The organism is Amycolatopsis sp. NPDC102522, assembly GCF_055584485.1.
The window spans coordinates 245,536-261,592 of the sequence record NZ_JBVJLY010000003.1 but is presented as its reverse complement, the minus strand read 5'-3'; the positions used below and the strand labels follow the sequence as shown (position 1 = coordinate 261,592).

General features: G+C 68.7%; 15 protein-coding genes, 3 tRNA genes and 1 pseudogene. 10 read left to right on the top strand and 9 right to left on the bottom strand.

Annotation, left to right across the window (positions count from 1 at the left end):
• The 6 genes from ACZ6YV_RS11430 to ACZ6YV_RS11405 all read right to left on the bottom strand — a co-directional run bounded on the left by ACZ6YV_RS11430 (window position 1) and on the right by ACZ6YV_RS11405 (window position 6,424).
• A complete protein-coding gene (locus ACZ6YV_RS11430) occupies window positions 1–1,161 on the bottom strand; it encodes an alkaline phosphatase PhoX (protein ID WP_465509490.1) in 1,161 nt (386 codons plus the stop codon).
• Window positions 1,158–1,664 (bottom strand): helix-turn-helix domain-containing protein, encoded by a 507-nt coding sequence (locus tag ACZ6YV_RS11425; RefSeq protein ID WP_465509489.1) that lies wholly within the window; start codon window positions 1,662–1,664, stop codon window positions 1,158–1,160. The genes ACZ6YV_RS11430 and ACZ6YV_RS11425 overlap by 4 nt, the downstream gene beginning before the upstream one ends.
• Window positions 1,661–1,858, bottom strand: a complete 198-nt coding sequence (locus ACZ6YV_RS11420; RefSeq protein WP_465509488.1) for a hypothetical protein — start codon at window positions 1,856–1,858, stop codon at window positions 1,661–1,663. The genes ACZ6YV_RS11425 and ACZ6YV_RS11420 overlap by 4 nt, the downstream gene beginning before the upstream one ends.
• 169 nt (window positions 1,859–2,027) lie before the next feature.
• The gene (lon, locus tag ACZ6YV_RS11415; protein WP_465509487.1) at window positions 2,028–4,430 is read right to left on the bottom strand and encodes an endopeptidase La; all 2,403 of its coding nucleotides are present in this window, start codon (window positions 4,428–4,430) and stop codon (window positions 2,028–2,030) included.
• 167 nt (window positions 4,431–4,597) lie between these two features.
• Window positions 4,598–5,446: an SAM-dependent methyltransferase gene (locus ACZ6YV_RS11410; RefSeq protein ID WP_465509486.1), complete on the bottom strand. Its 849-nt coding sequence runs from the start codon at window positions 5,444–5,446 to the stop codon at window positions 4,598–4,600.
• Window positions 5,447–5,485: 39 nt separating this feature from the next.
• Window positions 5,486–6,424, bottom strand: coding sequence for a GNAT family N-acetyltransferase (locus ACZ6YV_RS11405; RefSeq protein ID WP_465509485.1), 939 nt, complete (start codon window positions 6,422–6,424; stop codon window positions 5,486–5,488).
• A gap of 280 nt (window positions 6,425–6,704) precedes the next feature.
• Here ACZ6YV_RS11405 and ACZ6YV_RS11400 point away from each other — a divergent pair, with 280 nt between their 5' ends.
• The 6 genes from ACZ6YV_RS11400 to ACZ6YV_RS11375 all read left to right on the top strand — a co-directional run bounded on the left by ACZ6YV_RS11400 (window position 6,705) and on the right by ACZ6YV_RS11375 (window position 10,759).
• Window positions 6,705–9,320, top strand: a complete 2,616-nt coding sequence (locus ACZ6YV_RS11400) for a putative bifunctional diguanylate cyclase/phosphodiesterase (protein ID WP_465509484.1) — start codon at window positions 6,705–6,707, stop codon at window positions 9,318–9,320.
• A gap of 80 nt (window positions 9,321–9,400) precedes the next feature.
• Window positions 9,401–9,473: transfer RNA gene (locus tag ACZ6YV_RS11395), tRNA-Thr, on the top strand.
• Between the two features lie 50 nt (window positions 9,474–9,523).
• A tRNA-Met gene (locus ACZ6YV_RS11390) sits at window positions 9,524–9,596 on the top strand.
• 45 nt (window positions 9,597–9,641) lie between these two features.
• Window positions 9,642–9,806 carry a 50S ribosomal protein L33 gene (gene rpmG, locus ACZ6YV_RS11385; protein WP_465509483.1) on the top strand — a complete coding sequence of 55 codons (165 nt, stop codon included), beginning with the start codon at window positions 9,642–9,644 and terminating at the stop codon, window positions 9,804–9,806.
• A 102-nt stretch (window positions 9,807–9,908) separates the two neighbouring features.
• Window positions 9,909–10,358, top strand: a complete 450-nt coding sequence (locus tag ACZ6YV_RS11380; RefSeq protein WP_465509482.1) for a MaoC family dehydratase N-terminal domain-containing protein — start codon at window positions 9,909–9,911, stop codon at window positions 10,356–10,358.
• Window positions 10,355–10,759, top strand: a complete 405-nt coding sequence (locus ACZ6YV_RS11375; protein WP_378238556.1) for a MaoC family dehydratase — start codon at window positions 10,355–10,357, stop codon at window positions 10,757–10,759. Before ACZ6YV_RS11380 ends, ACZ6YV_RS11375 begins: the two co-directional genes overlap by 4 nt.
• Before the next feature lie 157 nt (window positions 10,760–10,916).
• Here the strand turns inward: ACZ6YV_RS11375 and ACZ6YV_RS11370 are convergent, their stop codons facing one another.
• Complete coding sequence (locus tag ACZ6YV_RS11370; protein WP_465509481.1) at window positions 10,917–11,822, bottom strand: SGNH/GDSL hydrolase family protein; 906 nt, start codon at window positions 11,820–11,822, stop codon at window positions 10,917–10,919.
• A 144-nt stretch (window positions 11,823–11,966) separates the two neighbouring features.
• On the opposite strand from ACZ6YV_RS11370, the gene ACZ6YV_RS11365 reads away from it, so the two are divergent.
• Complete coding sequence (locus ACZ6YV_RS11365) at window positions 11,967–12,182, top strand: hypothetical protein (RefSeq protein ID WP_378238558.1); 216 nt, start codon at window positions 11,967–11,969, stop codon at window positions 12,180–12,182.
• 34 nt (window positions 12,183–12,216) lie between these two features.
• Here ACZ6YV_RS11365 and ACZ6YV_RS11360 read toward each other — a convergent pair whose 3' ends face one another.
• On the bottom strand, window positions 12,217–13,113 hold the full coding sequence (locus ACZ6YV_RS11360; protein WP_465509480.1) for a TIGR03619 family F420-dependent LLM class oxidoreductase: 897 nt from the start codon (window positions 13,111–13,113) through the stop codon (window positions 12,217–12,219).
• A pseudogene (locus tag ACZ6YV_RS11355) lies at window positions 13,110–14,340 on the bottom strand (pyridoxal phosphate-dependent aminotransferase). The gene ACZ6YV_RS11360 and the pseudogene ACZ6YV_RS11355 overlap by 4 nt, the downstream one beginning before the upstream one ends.
• Window positions 14,341–14,546: 206 nt before the next feature.
• On the opposite strand from ACZ6YV_RS11355, the gene ACZ6YV_RS11350 reads away from it, so the two are divergent.
• The 3 genes from ACZ6YV_RS11350 to nusG all read left to right on the top strand — a co-directional run bounded on the left by ACZ6YV_RS11350 (window position 14,547) and on the right by nusG (window position 16,027).
• A tRNA-Trp gene (locus ACZ6YV_RS11350) sits at window positions 14,547–14,619 on the top strand.
• A 27-nt stretch (window positions 14,620–14,646) separates the two neighbouring features.
• Window positions 14,647–15,099 carry a preprotein translocase subunit SecE gene (gene secE / locus ACZ6YV_RS11345; RefSeq protein ID WP_378238561.1) on the top strand — a complete coding sequence of 151 codons (453 nt, stop codon included), beginning with the start codon at window positions 14,647–14,649 and terminating at the stop codon, window positions 15,097–15,099.
• A gap of 76 nt (window positions 15,100–15,175) precedes the next feature.
• The gene (nusG, locus tag ACZ6YV_RS11340; protein ID WP_465509479.1) at window positions 15,176–16,027 is read left to right on the top strand and encodes a transcription termination/antitermination protein NusG; all 852 of its coding nucleotides are present in this window, start codon (window positions 15,176–15,178) and stop codon (window positions 16,025–16,027) included.
• Window positions 16,028–16,057 lie beyond the last annotated feature (30 nt).

The window sequence follows — 16,057 nt, the reverse complement described above, 5'->3', positions numbered from 1 at the left end:
TCAGGACCGGAAGGGGCCGGTGACCTCGTAGGTGATCCCGCCGGAGGACGAGCCGGAGGTGCCGCGCTGCGACGAGAAGTACAGCCGGTTCCCCGCCGGGGTGAACGCGGGGCCGCAGATCTCCGACGAGCTCTGGCCGCTGATCCGCAGGAACGGCGCCACGATGTCGTTCGGCGTGATGACGCAGATCTCCATGTTGCCGCCGTCTTCGGCCACATACAGGTCACCCGACGAGGTCCCGGTGACGTTGTCGACACCGGTCAGCGGCGCCGAGCCCGGACTGACCAGGGAGTCGTCGTAGGCCAGTTCGTAGGTGCTGTTCGCCAGGTTGAGCTGCCAGACGCGGTTATCGCCCTTGGTGGTGAACCACGCGGTGTCGTTGGCGTAGTGCAGTCCTTCGCCGCCGGTGAACCGCTTCGCGCCGGATACCTGGTTGCGCGTGGGGGTGGGGGAGCCGTCGGGGTCGGGCACGTTCGCCCAGGTGAAGCTGCCCGACGTCGCCGTGCCCGCCTTCAGCACCTGCAGCGTCCCGGCGGAGAGATCACCCCAGGTCGTCGGGACGAACCGGTAGAAGCAGCCGTCCGTGGTGTCTTCGGTCAGGTAGATGGCCTTGCGCACGGGGTCCGCCGCCGCGGCCTCGTGCTTGAACTTCCCCATCGCGGGCCGCTGGACCGCGGCCGAGGCGGGTCCGTTCGGCTGGCACTCGTAGACGAAGCCGAGGTCGATCTCCTCACAGGAAAGCCAAGTGTTCCAAGGAGTCTTGCCGCCCGCGCAGTTCTGGCGCGTGTTCGCCAGTACTCGGTGAGCGCCGGTGATAGTCCCGCTCGCGTCGAATTTGACCGCGCCGGCACCGCCACCCGGCGTGATCTCCGAGTTCGACACGTAGATCCAGCCGCTGCCGTCGGCGAACACCGCGCCGCCGTCCGGGGCGCTGTGCCAGGTGTATCCGGTGCTCGCGACCTTCTGGCCGGACCGCGCGATCACACGGCTGGTGAATCCGGCGGGCAGCTGGATCCCGTTCGCGTCGGCCGCCTGGAGCGCGCCGTACGGGCTGGGTCCGTTCTGCGCGGGCGCCGCGAGGGCCGCCCCCGAGAGCCTGTTTCCGAACGCCGTGACGCCGGCGCCGACCACGGCCGCGCGCAGGAAATTCCGTCGCTTCACTCGTGCCTCCGCTGATGTGGTGGTGCGGGAAGGAGCGGAGGGGAGGTTACGGGCGGAACGGGACTTCCAGGTGAATTCGCGGCGTATTCGCCGGTGGGAGGGAACTTTCGTAGGGAAGCCTCGATCAACACTATTTCTTTCGCTTTGCGAAGGCCCGGGGCTTCGGCACCGCCGCGTTGTTCGGCGATTTCCAAGGCGACGAGTATTCGGTCGAGCGGCGCGCATCCGCCATTGCGGTGGTGACGACGTCCGATCAGGTGACGCCAGTCGGCGAGATAATCGTCGAGCCCGGGCTCTCCGGGAACGGCCCGGAGAAGGGCACATACCAGGACTCGCATCTGGTTTTCGTTGCCGGGCAAGGTGTTCCGGGCCAACGTGTCGGCCAGGGTGCTCCGGGACTGACCGGTCGCGGCGGCCAGAGCGCGGATGCTGAGGCCGCTTCGGTCACGGAGTTCGCGTAGCCGCGCCATGAATTCCGATTCCTCGGTGAGGGTGGTGTTCATCGGCGTGCCCGTGCGGGCACGGGGCGGAGGACGGCGCCGAGCAGGGTGATCGCGATCCCCGCCGCGATCGGCGCACTCGTACCGGCGAAGGTCAGCGCCGTGGTGAATACGGTGAGAATGCTCAGGCAAACGAGCTGACCGGCCGAAACACAGCTTCGCCTCGGCCGCAGGGGCGGCAGGATTCCGTGACTCATGACCTTGCCCTCTCAAGGTTCAGGGGCTGCACCCGGCTGGGTGGCACGAATCTACGTTATCAAACCGTGATATGAAATTTAAGGGCGATTAATGTCCGGGTTCGTCCGGATCCTGAACCGCCGAAAGCCCCGGACCCTGGGCAGGATCCGGGGCTTCGGCCTCGCGCCGTTACGCCGCTTGGGCGACCGGAGCCGTCGCCGGGGCCAGCGCGATGTCCAGCACGTCGCGGACGTTCGCCACGGCGTGGACGTCCAGCTGCGCCAGCACTTCGGCCGGGACGTCGTCGAGGTCCGGCTCGTTGCGCTGCGGGATGATCACCGTCTTCATCCCGGCCCGGTGCGCGGCCAGCAGCTTCTGCTTGACCCCGCCGATCGGCAGCACCCGCCCGGTCAGCGACACCTCACCGGTCATCGCGACGTCCGATTTCACGACCCGGCCCGAAAGCAGGGACGCCAGCGCGGTCGTCATCGTGATGCCGGCGCTCGGCCCGTCCTTGGGCACCGCGCCCGCGGGGACGTGCACGTGGATGCCGCGGTCCTTCAGGTCGCCGACCGGGAGTTCCAGCTCCGCGCCGTGCGAGCGCAGGTACGACAACGCGATCTGTACCGACTCCTTCATCACGTCGCCCAGCTGGCCGGTCAGGGCCAGCCCGGTCGAGCCGGATTCCGGATCCGCCAGCGACGCCTCGATGTAGAGGACGTCACCGCCGGCGCCGGTCACCGCCAGGCCGGTCGCCACACCCGGCGTCGACGTGCGCTGGGTCGACGCGGGCAGCGAGGACTCCGGCAGGTGCCGCGGGCGCCCGAGGTAGGTCTCGAGCCCGTCGGCGTCGATCGTCAGCGGCAGCGCGACCTCGTCCAGCGCGACCTTGGTCGCCACCTTCCGAAGCACCTTCGCGATGGTCCGGTTCGCGTTGCGCACCCCGGCTTCCCGCGTGTACTCGGCCGCGATGCGGCTGAACGCGCCGTCGGTCAGCGTGACGTCTTCCTTGCCGAGGCCGGCCCGGTCCAGCTCGCGGGGGAGCAGGTGGTCGCGGGCGATGGTGACCTTCTCGTGCTCGGTGTAGCCGTCGAGGGTGACCAGCTCCATGCGGTCCAGCAGCGGGCCGGGGATGGTCTCGAGCGCGTTCGCCGTCGCGAGGAACACGACGTCGGACAGGTCCAGCTCGACCTCGAGGTAGTGGTCGCGGAACGTGTGGTTCTGCTCCGGGTCCAGCACCTCCAGCAGCGCGGCCGTCGGGTCGCCTCGGTAGTCGGCGCCGACCTTGTCGATCTCGTCGAGCAGCACGACCGGGTTCATCGAACCCGCTTCCTTGATGGCGCGGACGATCCGGCCGGGCAGCGCGCCGACGTAGGTGCGGCGGTGCCCGCGGATCTCGGCCTCGTCGCGGATGCCGCCGAGCGCGACGCGGACGAACTTGCGGCCCATCGCCTTCGCCACGGACTCGCCTAGTGACGTCTTGCCGACCCCGGGAGGACCGGCGAGGGCCAGCACGGCGCCCGAACGGCGTCCGCCGACCGGACCCAGACCGGACTCCGCGCGGCGCTTGCGGACGGCCAGGTACTCGATGATGCGTTCCTTCACGTCGTCGAGACCGGCGTGATCGGCGTCGAGGATGTCGCGCGCGGCGGCGATGTCGTGGACGTCGGTGGTGCGCTCGTTCCACGGCAGTTCGAGGACGGTGTCCAGCCAGGTGCGGATCCAGCCGCCCTCGGGGGACTGGTCGGAGGTCCGCTCCAGTTTGTCCACTTCGGACAGTGCGGCCTTCTTGACCGCGTCCGGCAGTTCGGCGGCCTCGACGCGGGCGCGGTAGTCGTCGTCGTTGGCGGTGCCGTCGAGTTCGCCCAGCTCCTTGCGGATCGCTTCGAGCTGGCGGCGCAGCAGGAACTCCTTCTGCTGCTTCTCCATGCCCTCCTGGACGTCCTTGCGGATCGTGTCGGTGACCTCGAGTTCGGCCAGCTGCTCGCGGCTCCATTCGAGAGCCTTCTCGAGCCGTGCCGAGACATCGAGCGCGGAGAGCAGTTCGAGCTTCTGCTCGGTGTTCAGGTACGACGAGTTGCCCGCGAGGTCGGCGAGCGCGGACGGATCCTCGACCTCCTGGACGGCGTCGATCATCTGCCAGCCGCCGCGCTGCTGGAGGATCGCGAGGACGACGCTCTTGTACTCGGACGCGAGCTTCGCGGAGTTGTCGTCGGTGGTCTCGGTGGCGACTTCGGCGTGGACCCAGCGGGCGGCGCCGGGACCGTCGGCGATGCGGCCGACGACGGCGCGGCGGGTGCCGCGCAGCAGGACCGCGGTCTTGCCGCCGGGCACGCGGCCGATGCGCTCGACCGTCGCGATGGTGCCGAGTTCGGCGTACTCGCCGTGGACGCGGGGGACGATCAGCACTTCGGCTTTGGCGCCGGCGCCGGACCGGATCCCCGGGAAAGAAGCCTGGGCAGGCGTGTTGGCCTGGGCGGACTCCACCGCGGCGCGCGTCTCCGTGTCGGCGAGGTCGAGCGGGACGATCATGCCCGGCAGCACGACGTCGTCATCGAGCGGGAGGACGGGCAGGAGGCGGTTGTCGGTCATCTGTGCACTCCTCGGTTAGTTGAGTCTGACTAGCTCAACTCTCCGATCGACCCGTTTGTTTCCTTTCCGCGTTCGCCGTCAGCGATCACCCACCCCTCCGACCCCTGTGCCCCAACGCGTCGCGTTTAGCGGGCTAAACGCGACGCGACGGCGGCAGAGGTCGGACGTCAGGGGTGGGTGGCGACCCCGCACCAGGCGAACGGCCGGGCGCCTTCCTCGTCCCGCCGCAGCTCCCGGACCGGACGCCACTCGGGCAGATGGACGACGCCGGGCTCCAGCAGCGGCCAGTCCCCGAAGAGCGGCTCGATCTCTTCGCGGTCCCGCATCCACACCGGGTTGCTCGTCTTCCGGTACTGCTCGACCATCCAGCGGAGCCCGTCGGCGTCCTCACCGGTCTGGCCGCCGAAGCTCATATGCGAAAGCCCCAGCCAGCTGCCCGGCGCCAGCGCGTTCCGGTAGGTCGCGACCAGCGCGGGCGGATCGTCGTGCGGCCCGGCGAAATGCAGCACGGCCATCATCATCAGGCAGACGGGCTGCGAGAAATCGATCAGCCGCCGCGTCTCCGGATGCCGCAGGACGTCCTTCGGCCGTCGCATGTCCGCGTGGACGATCCCGGCCCAGTCTGTCGCCTCGTGCCGTTCGAGGATCAGCTCCGCGTGCGCCACCGCGACAGGCTCGTAGTCGACGTACACGACCTTCGCCTCATCGCCCGGCTCCAGCTCTTCCTGGACGATCTCGTGCACGTTCCCGGCTGTCGGGACACCGGACCCCAGATCGACGAACTGCCGGATCCCGGCGTTCAGCGCCGCGCGCACGACGCGATTCATGTACTCGCGGTTGTGCTGCGCGCCCGGCTTCACCCACCGCCACTGCCGTTCCAGCGCGCGGGCGAACTCGCGGTCGACGGCCCAGTTGTGGGTCCCGCCGAGAAACCAGTCGTAGATCCTCGCCGCGGACGGCTTTTCGGTGTCGACCCCGGTCGGCGCCACCGGGGCCGCGTCATCGTCCCTGGTCACAGAAAACCCCCTGATCTCCCAGGGAAGAGCCTATCGGGATCAGTACACCGCCGGCCGCCGTTGCCAGTACGTCCAGAGCGGCCGGTAGCCCTGCGCGTACCAGAACGGGGTCGAGCGCGGATTGGCCAGCGCGTGGTGCAGCAGCACGGCTTCGGTCCCGCATTCGTCGAAGACCTGGTGCGCGTGCGCGGCGAGCGCCGACCCCACCCCGCTCGACCGCGCCGGTTCCGCCACCGCCAGCGACGACAGGTAGCCGACCTTCTCGGCCGCGACCCGGCTGCCGATCCACGCCGTCTCGCCGGGGAACTGCACCCGCACCATGCCCAGCGGCCGCCCGTACAGCTCGGCGATCCACAACGTCGGGTTTTCCCGCCCCAGTTGTTTCGACAGGTCCGCGGTGATCGCTTCCTCCGCGCCCTCGCGCAAAGTGACCGAACCGAACTGCGCGTCATAGCGCTGCAATTCCAGCTCGAGCCCGACGGCGGTTTCGAGATCATCCGCTTCGGCGGGCCGGATGTGCACTCCGGGAGTGGCGGGCGGTCCCGTCACGGCGAGCCGATCGGCCGGGCGGACCGCGATCACCAGCACCGGAGCGAATCCGCGGCGCAGCAATTCGGCCGAGCCGGGCGAATCCCGGCTGGGCCGCACCACGGTCGCCGCCGTTTCGACATCCCCAGGTGGGGCGACCGCCTTCAGATGTTCATCCCATCGGGTGAGTAATGCGTCAAGGGCCGCTTCCGGACGAGGTCCGGTGAGCCGGGCTTCGAGCCGATGTTCGACGAGCGCCCGCCACGGAGAGTCAACAGAATCGGGGCCCGCTTCAGTCCGTACCGACAATCCGGCAGCGGCCGAGTCGCCTGCTGTCGCGGAGAGTGACACGGAGCCCTCGGCAGGCTCCAGTGCAGGCATTTCCGGGAGCAGGGCGTCCACGGTGGCGAGCCGCTCGGCATGCCCGGCGGCGATGGCGTGGCTATTCATAGGACTATTCAAGCCCCTACTGACGGGTCCGCCGGGAACTTCACGAGATTGGCTCCGCCGTGGCGCCAGGTGACTTCCGGTAGTCGAAGGGAACGCGAATATCGCTCCCATTTCACCCCTTGGTCCACGCAGGTCAGCGCGACGCGCCCATTGTTAACCCTGGGGTGATCTCATACTGTCTCGAATGGGACTTGGGTACGCCCTCCGGGGTACTGTATTGCCCTCGTCCCCGAGGTCGCGGTAGGACAAGACCGGTTGGGCAGCCGGGAAGGAAGGTCGGATGCCGGACACGAACGGCAGGCCCGGGAGCGCCGCACAGGCGGCGCCGGGCAAGGGAGGCGCCGTTACGGAGGCTCGTACCGACGAGCGGCGGTTCCGCGTCTACACCTTCGCAGTACTCACCATGGGCATCGCCGCCGCGGCCGCGGTCAGCCTGTGGCTGGACTTCGAGGCCTCGGACGATCTGTTGTGGATCGGGCCGATCCTCGCGCTCGCGTTCCTGCTCGCCGAACAGCTCGGCATCAACGTCGACGTCCGCAGCGGTATCTCCTGGACGATCTCGTTCACCGAGATCCCGCTGGTCATCGGATTCTTCGTCGCCCCCTTCGAAGTCGTCCTCGCCGCGCATCTCGTGGCGGGCATCGGGACACTGCTGGCCCGCAAGGTCGCGGGCCGGGTCCTCTACAACGCCGGCGCCTTCCTGCTGGAGATCACCGGCGCGTTCGCCGTGGCAGGACTGGTGAAACAGGCCTCCGGCGCCCACTCCATGACCTGGATCGCCGCGCTGGCAGGCACTTTGACCGCGCCGCTGGTCAGCACGCTGCTCGCGCTCGCCGCCGTTCGAGTGCTGCGCCGCCGCATGCGGGTCAGCACCGCGATCCGGCTGACCGGCCGCATCCTCGTCGTCGGATTCGTCAACGCCTCGGTCGGTCTTTCCGGCTATTTGGTCATTTCCGGTACGCCGAAGGCCTGGCCGCTCGTGCTGGCCGTCTTCCTCGGGCTCACCGCGTTGTACTGGGCGTATTCCGACCTGCTCCGCGAACAGCGGGACATGGAAGCGCTGTCCGACGTCAGCCTGATGGTCGCGCGATCCGGTCAGCAGGCCGCCGCGCGTCCCGCCGGGCGCGCCGACGAACTCGTCGGCGGCGTGGACGTCCGCGAGTGGGCGACCATCGCCGAACGCATCAAGGACCAGCTGGCCGCCGGACGGGTCGTGCTCAGGCTGCGGCTGGAACCCAAGGACACCATGCGCATGGTCGTCGCGGGTGACGAACTGCCGCCCGTCGACCCGGCCGCCGACGACCCGCTGCTGCGCCTGCCCGGCGCGCACGTCCGGCACTTCCGGATCACCGAAGCCAATCCCGACGTCCGCTCCGCGTTGCTCGACCGCGGCGCGCAGGAAGCGCTGGTCGTCCCGCTGCGGAGCGCGAACCAGCTCCTCGGCGTCGTCGAAGCGCACGACAGGCTGTCCCGCTGGCGTGGTTTCGGCAAGTACGACGTCCAACTGCTCGGCACGATGGCCAGCCACCTCGCGACGTCACTGGACAACCGGCGCCTGCTCGCGACCCTGCGCCACGACGCCTACCACGATCCGCTGACCGGCCTGCTGAACCGGCCGGGCTTCCGCCAGGTCGCCAAGGAACCGTTGCGGGAACAGGTCGACGCGGTCGTGCTGAGGGTCGATCTGGACGTCTTCTCCACCGTCAGCGACGCCCTCGGTTACGTCTGGGCCGACAGGATGGTCATCGCCGCGGGCCGCCGGATCCGCGACGCGCTCGGCCCCGACGTCCCGCTCGCCAGGCTCGAAGGCGCGTCCTTCGCGGCGCTTCTCGTCGGCTGCGCGCCGGAACGCGCCCAGGCCGCCGCGGAACTGCTCCGCGCGGAACTCGTCGCCCCGTACCCGGTGGACCGGCTCTCCGTCGAAGCCAACGCGATGATCGGCTACGCCACGTCTTCGGCGGAAGACGACGACCAGGTCGACGTCGACGGGCTCCTGCAGCGCGCCGACGTCGCCGTCCGCGCGACCAAGGGCGGCGAAGAGGTCCGCGGCTACATGGCCAGCATGGGCCAGATCTTCATGCGCCGGTTCCAAATGGTCACGCAGTTCCGGCAGTCGCTCGAAGAAGGCCAGCTCAGCGTCCACTACCAGCCGAAGATCACCTTGCCGAACCGGCAGATCCAGGGCGTCGAGGCGCTCGTGCGCTGGGTGCATCCGGAGTTCGGCAGGCTCGGCCCGGACGAGTTCGTGCCGGCGATCGAAGCGGCGGGCCTCATCGGCGTCCTGACGTCCTTCGTGCTCGAAGAATCTTTGAAGCGCGTGCGGAAGTGGCTCGACGAAGGCCTGCGCATCTCCGCCGCGGTGAACCTCTCGGTGCGCAACCTCGCCGACGAGGACTTCCCGACGAAGGTCGCGCGCGAACTCGACCGCTTCGGCATCCCGCCCGAGCTGCTCACCTTCGAGCTGACCGAGTCCGGTGTGATGTCCGACCCGCAGAAGGCGCTGCCGATCCTGCGGGAGCTGCACTCGCTGGGCATCGTGCTCGCCGTCGACGACTTCGGCACCGGCTACTCGTCGCTGGCGTACCTGCGGCAGCTCCCGGTCGACCAGGTCAAGATCGACAAGAGCTTCGTCCTCGGCATGGGCACCGACCTCGGCGACCTCGCCGTCGTGCGCTCCATCGTCGAACTGGGGCACTCGCTCGGCCTCACGGTCGTGGCGGAGGGCGTCGAAGAGGACGTCGCCCGGGATCAGCTCGAAGCGATGGGCTGCGACGTGGCACAGGGCTACCTGATCTCGCGGCCGCTGCCCGAGGACCGCCTGGAGGCGTGGCTGCAGGCCCGCACGGCGCGCTCGCCGGGACGGCACTCCGAGACCGTCTTGACCCTGCTGACCTGAGGTTTTCCGGTAAAGTGACCCCGCCTGCACGGGGCCCACGAAGGTGTTGCTAGTCTTTCCAAGTCCTCGCGAGAGGCAAGGCCCCTTTAGCTCAGTCGGTAGAGCGTTTCCATGGTAAGGAAAAGGTCTACGGTTCGATTCCGTAAAGGGGCTCGCAACCTCAGCCGCGTCACGCAAGCGTGTCGCGGCCAGGGTTATGTAAGGGCGGTGTAGCTCAGCTGGCAGAGCAAGCGGCTCATAATCGCTGTGTCGCCGGTTCAAGTCCGGCCACCGCTACGCGGTAATCCTGGGTTTCCCAGGCCTAGTAGAGAAGGAAATGCTGTGGCTGCCACTGACGTGCGACCGAAGATCACGCTCGCGTGTGAGGAGTGCAAGCACCGCAACTACATCACCAAGAAGAACCGGCGCAACAACCCGGATCGCCTGGAGATGAAGAAGTTCTGCCGGAACTGCGGTACGCACCGGACTCACAAAGAGACCCGCTGAGCGTTCAGCGTTCTCCAAGCGCGGTTCTACCAGTCTCACCCGAAGCCGCCCTGGTCACACCAGGGCGGCTTCGGGCATTTCCGGGTTGGGTAGCCTGCTCGGGTGGCCTTGGACCAGTCGTTCACCGGGCGGGTGTATCCGCCGACCAGTACCTATGAAGTGAGTCGCGAGAAGATCCGGGAGTTCGCCGACGCGCTCGGCGACACGAACCCGCTCTACCGCGACACCGAAGCGGCGAAGGCGGCCGGTCATCCCGACGTCATCGCACCGCCGACGTTCCTCACGATCATCAACCTCGCGTCGATCAACGCGATCGTCTCCGACCCCGAACTGGGGCTCGACTATTCGCGGATGGTCCACGGCGACCAGCGGTTCACCTACACGCGGCCGGTGCACGCGGGCGACGTCCTGTCGCTCACCACGTACATCGACAACATCATGACCCGCGCCGGGAACGACTTCATCAACCTGCGCGCCGAGATCTCCGGCGCCGACGGCGGCCGGATCGCCACCACGTACGCCCAGCTCGTGGTCCGAGGGGAGGGCGCGTGAGCACGTTCACCGCCGGGGAAGAACTGGCTCCGCTGACGATCGAGGTCACCAGGGAGCAGCTGGTGCGCTACGCCGGCGCTTCGCTGGACTTCAACCCCATCCACTGGAACGAGGCCTTCGCCAAAGAGGTCGGCCTGCCGGACGTCATCGCGCACGGGATGCTGACCATGGCGCTCGGGGCGCGGCTCGTCACCGACTGGCTCGGCGACCCCGGCCGCCTCGTCGACTACTTCGCGCGCTTCACGCGCCCCGTGGTCGTGCCGAACGACGGCGCCGCGACGATCGAGTTCACCGGGAAGGTCGCCGTGGTCAACGACGACGGCACCGCGCGCGTCGACATCACCGCCAAGTTCGAAGGCAAAGCGGTCCTGGGCAAGGCTCAAGCGGTCGTCCGCGCCTGATCTCAAGCCTCGTTCCGGTCCTTGCCCGTTTGAGGTACGTGAAGGCCCCCTTCATTGCGCCCAGCGCTGTGAAGGGGGCCTTCACGGACCGGGCCTGGGGTCAACCCCACCCAGAAGCCAGTAGGCGCCGCCCGTACTGCTCACGAGACCTGACCTTCTACGCGAGCTTCAGCAGCTTCCCGATGACCTCCGCCATGCCTTCCTCGCCCCGCGCGTTCGGGTGCAGCGGCGCCGCGGGCACCGCGGGCGCGGGGCCCTCCACCCATCGCCGGTTCGCGGCGCTGCACATGTCGCGCCCCTTGCTCGCGGTCGACATGTCGGCGAAGCCCGCTTTGTGCTCCTTGGCCGTCTCCTGCAGCGTGGTGTTCAGCCGCTTCAAGGAGTCGCGGAAGTAGGCCACGTCCCCTTCGCCGACCGGCAGGACCGGCCAGCAGCCCGCGTTGTCGTCCGGAAGCACCGTCGGGTACCCGACGACCACGATGCGCGCTTCGGGCGCCTTCGAACGAATCCGGTCCAGGATCCCGCCGAGCCGGTCCGCCGCCGCGGTGATCCGCTCGGCGAGCTGGTCGCGTCCGCCCGCGGTCAGCTGGGTCTTGCAGGGCGAAGCGGTCTGGAGCTGCGTCGCGCACTGGCCGGCGAAGCCGACGAAGCCCACGTCGTTCCCGCCGATCCCGACGGTCACCAGCGTCGTGTCGCTCTCGACCGCGTCGAGCTGCGGAGCGTTGACGCCGTCCCGGGTCTTCTGCTCGCCGGTGAGGTGCTCGGTCGTGGCTCCGCCGCAGCTGACATCGGCGAACTCCGCCGGACGCAGCTTCGCGGCGAGCAGGCTCGGGTAGTTGTTGTCCGAGCGGTCGCAGCCCGGTGGCGCGCCCGCGGGCCGCCCAGTGCCCGGTGAAGCCGTATACGAATCACCCAGAGCCACATACCGGCCCGCGTCATCCGATGTGGTGACACCCGCAGGTGTCACCGAAGTCCCTCGCTCCCACAGGTGGTAAGCGATCCCCAGGACGGACAGCACGATCACCAGGAAGAGGCAGCCGCCGCCCGTTCTCCGCTGCGTCACCCGTTCGTTGTACTCGACCCGGGTCGCCTTGTCATCGGTCCGGCCGTCGGTGAATTACGCGTGAACGGGTGATCACCGGTTGCCTGAGACGTGGATCACGTTCAGGGTGGGGCGCGTACCTGGCCCCGAGGAAAGGCGAAAGACGTGAGCCTGAACTTGACCAAGCTGGTCGACAAGGCGTGGGAAGACAAAGGCATCAACGAGCTGCTGGACGCCCCGCCGTCCGCGCTCGAAGGCCTGACCAAGAAGCACGACGAACTCCTCGCGGAATTCAAGATCAAGACCATCCGGGACCTCGGCAACTGGAAGTACGCCGCGAAGGCCCAAGCGCTCGTCCAGCTCGCCGACGGCGAATCCTGACCTCTGAAGGCCCTTCCCTACCGGGGAGGGGCCTTCAGCCGTTCGGGACGAGATCGCGCAGCTCGGCGGCGAGATCCAGGGCATGAGCGACGTCCCGCGCGAGGTAATGCGGGTCGACGAAGGCTTCGGTGATCCCGGTTTCGGCCGCGGCTTCCAGTTGCGCCGCCACGTCCTTGAGGTCCGTGCCGGGCTTCGGGTTGATCCGCAGTACCCGCCGCAGCGTGCCGGGATCGCGGCCCGCCCGCTCGGCCGCGCTCGCCACGGTGTCCCAGAGCTTCGCGAGGCGGGGCGCGGGCAATCCGGCGGGCAGCCAGCCGTCCGCTCGGCGGCCGACGCGCTCCAGGGCTCCTGCCGAGACACCGCCCAGCAAAACCGGTGGATGCGGGCTCTGCGCCGGTCGCAAGCCCACCTTCGACGCCGGGATCCGCCAGCGCTCGCCCTCGTGCTCGACGGGATCACCGGTCCAGAACTTCCGAAGGACGTCGAGAAGCTCCTCCAGTTGCCTGCCGCGCCCCTTCCAGGGCGTGCCCGTCGCGGTGTACTCGTCGCGAAGCCAGCCGGTGCCCAGCCCGACGTCCAGCCTGCCCCCGCTCACCTGATCCAGTGAAGTGAGCATCCGGGCGAGCACCACGGCGGGATACACCGTCCCGGTGAGCGTGCTGGTGCCGAGCCGGACCTTCTTCGTGACACTCGCGGCCACTGTCAGCAGGATCAGCGGATCGGCGAAGGTGACGAATTCGGGCGGGTACGGCCGCTCCGGTGTCCCGCCGGGATAGAGATCCGACGGCGAAACCGGGGCGAGCACCCGATCACCGACCCACAAGGCCTCGTACCCGAGCTCCTCGGCGGCCGTGGCGAAGCCGATGACGGCGTCCATCGCCGCCAGCGGGCCGTACTGCGGAAGGGTGATCCCCAGCCGCATCGCGGTCAACGCGCTTCCGTGAGCAGCCGGCCCATCCTGGTGATCCCTTCGGCGAGATCGTTTTCGTTCAGCGCGTAGGAAATCCGGAAGTACCCGGGCGTCCCGAACGCCTCGCCGGGCACCACGGCGACTTCGGCCTCGCGCAGGATCAGATCGGCCAGCGCCACCGAATCGGCCGGTCGCTCGCCGCGAATCTCCTTGCCCAGCAGTGCTTTCACCGACGGGTAGAGGTAGAAAGCGCCGAGTGGCACCGGAGTCTCCACTCCTGGGATCTCGGAGAGCAGGGAAAGTGCCTTCTTCCGGCGGGAATCGAACGCGTCACGCATCGCGAAAACGGCGTCGAGCGGTCCGCTCACCGCCGCGAGCGCGGCCCGCTGCGCGACGTTCGAAACGTTGCCGCACAAGTGCGACTGGTACGCCGTCGCCGCCTTGACCACGTCCTGCGGGCCGAGCAGCCAGCCCACCCGCCAGCCGGTCATCGAGTACGTCTTCGCGACCCCGTTGAGGACGATCGTCCGGTCGGCGAGTTCCGGGACCAAGACGGGCATCGAAGGCGCTTCGGCGCCGTCGTAGACCAGGTGCTCGTAGATCTCGTCGGTGATGACCCAGAGGCCCGTTCTCGTGCGCCCAGCGCCCGATCGCCTCGACCTGCTCGCGCGGGTACACCGCGCCCGTCGGGTTCGACGGCGAGACGAACAGCAGCACCTTCGTGCGCGGCGTCCTGGCGGCTTCGAGTTGCTCGACGGTGACCAGATAGCCCGCCGTCTCGTCCGCCGTGACCTGCACCGGCACCCCGCCGGCGAGGGCGATCGACTCCGGGTACGTCGTCCAGAACGGCGCGGGCAGCAGCACCTCGTCGCCCGGGTCGAGCAGCGTCGCGAACGCCGAATAGACCGCCTGCTTGCCGCCGTTGGTCACCAGGACGCGGCCGGGGTCGACCTCGAACCCGGAGTCGCGGACGGTCTTCGCCGCGATCGCCTCGCGCAACTCCGGCAGCCCGCCCGCGGCGGTGTAGCCGTGGTTCACCTTGTCCCGGACGGCCGCTTCGGCGGCTTCGAGCACGTTGGCCGGGGTGGGGAAGTCCGGCTGCCCGGCGCCGAACCCGATCACCGGACGGCCCTGCGCCTTGAGCTCCCGGGCCTTCGCGTCGACGGCCAGCGTGGCCGACGGCGTGATGCCGCCGATGCGTGCCGAGACGCGGGAGGCGGCCGAAGACGAGGGTGCGGGAGCGCTCATGGCGACATCGTGGCACGATCATGGGGTCGGCCGTGGGGACTTTCCCCGCGGAAGGCTGCTCCGCGCCGCCTTTGAGGGGCGCGGTTGCGAAGCTGTTCGGGGGTTGCCGTAGACTTCTGGTCTCAGAACGCACTACGGTCATCCCCGCCACGGCGGTGGGGACGATGGAATGCGTCCTCGGGAGCTCCAGAGCATCGGGGCTCCAAAGGGGTGTAGCTCAATTGGCAGAGCAGCGGTCTCCAAAACCGCAGGTTGCAGGTTCAAGTCCTGTCACCCCTGCGTAAGCGAACTGGTGAAGGCGGAGGAGTGGTCGTGAGCGACAGCGACGCCAGCGGTGAGAAGGCGCAGGACGGCGACGGGCAGAAGCCCGACGAACAGTCCCGCCCGGTGACCGCCGCTGCCCGGCGTGAGCGCCGTGCGTCCGCGCGCCCGTCCGGTAAGGCCGACGCCAAGTCGGACGACAAGACCCGCCCCGCCGGCAAGGCGAAGGCCGGGGACAAGACCGAGAAAACCAAGGACGCCAAGGGCACGGCGACTCCGAAGCGCGACCGCAAGCCGAAGCAGGCGTCGATCTTCGCCCGGCTGATGCGCTTCATCCGCGAAGTCTGGGCCGAGCTGCGCAAGGTCATCTGGCCGAACCGCAAGCAGATGGTCACCTACACCGCGGTGGTGCTGGTCTTCGTGGTGTTCATGGTGGCGCTGGTGAGCGGCCTCGACCTGGCCTTCAAAGAGGTCGTCGGTGCCGTCTTCGGCAGCTGAGGCAGCCGGTCGCGGTGCTTGAGCGCACCGCACGGTGGCCTGCGCCACGGCAACCGATCAACTGAGAGGACGGAACGTGACCTCCGACAACGGCACAGCAGCCGGTCATGAGCTGACCGAGCTTTCCGACGAGCAGGTGCACGCGGCACTCGGCGACGAGCAGTCCGAGCACCTGGACTCCGTCGAGGTGCCCGCCGCAGGCGACGAGGTCGACGAAGCCGGAGATGTCGCGGAGGCCGATGAGGCGTCCGTCGAGACCGACGACAACGCAGCCGACGACACCGCCGCCGAGCCCGAAGCCGACGAGGACGTCGACCCGGTCGCGAAGCTGCGCGCGGAACTCAACGCCGCTCCCGGTGAGTGGTACGTCGTGCACTCGTACGCGGGTTACGAGAACAAGGTGAAGACCAACCTCGAGACCCGTACCCAGACGCTGGACGTCGAGGACTACATCTTCCAGATCGAGGTCCCGACCGAAGAGGTCACCGAGATCAAGAACGGCCAGCGCAAGCAGGTGCAGCGCAAGGTGCTGCCCGGCTACATCCTGGTCCGGATGGACCTGAACGACGCTTCGTGGAGCGCGGTGCGCAACACGCCGGGCGTCACCGGGTTCGTCGGTGCCACGTCGCGTCCGTCGCCGCTGACCGTGGAAGAGGTGCTCAAGTTCCTCGCGCCCAAGGTCGAGGCAGCGGCACCCGCCAAGTCCGGCAAGGGCGACTCCTCCGTCGAGTCCCAGCTGGGCGGCCCCGCGGTCGAGGTCGACTTCGAGATCGGCGAGTCGGTCACCGTCATGGACGGCCCGTTCGCGACGCTGCCCGCGACGATCTCCGAGGTCAACGTGGACGGGCAGAAGCTGAAGGTCCTGGTGTCGATCTTCGGCCGGGAGACCCCGGTCGAGCTGTCGTTCACCCAGGTCTCCAAGATCTGACGGCCGCCAGACGGCCGGCAGTCCCCGCGT

What these genes read in the sequence shown, in the direction of transcription:
- ACZ6YV_RS11405 (WP_465509485.1), bottom strand. Translation starts at nt 6,424, where the DNA reads ATGAATAGCCACGCCATCGCCGCCGGGCATGCCGAGCGGCTCGCCACC.
- ACZ6YV_RS11420 (WP_465509488.1), bottom strand. Translation starts at nt 1,858, where the DNA reads ATGAGTCACGGAATCCTGCCGCCCCTGCGGCCGAGGCGAAGCTGTGTT.
- ACZ6YV_RS11400 (WP_465509484.1), top strand. Translation starts at nt 6,705, where the DNA reads ATGCCGGACACGAACGGCAGGCCCGGGAGCGCCGCACAGGCGGCGCCG.
- ACZ6YV_RS11425 (WP_465509489.1), bottom strand. Translation starts at nt 1,664, where the DNA reads ATGAACACCACCCTCACCGAGGAATCGGAATTCATGGCGCGGCTACGC.
- lon (WP_465509487.1), bottom strand. Translation starts at nt 4,430, where the DNA reads ATGACCGACAACCGCCTCCTGCCCGTCCTCCCGCTCGATGACGACGTC.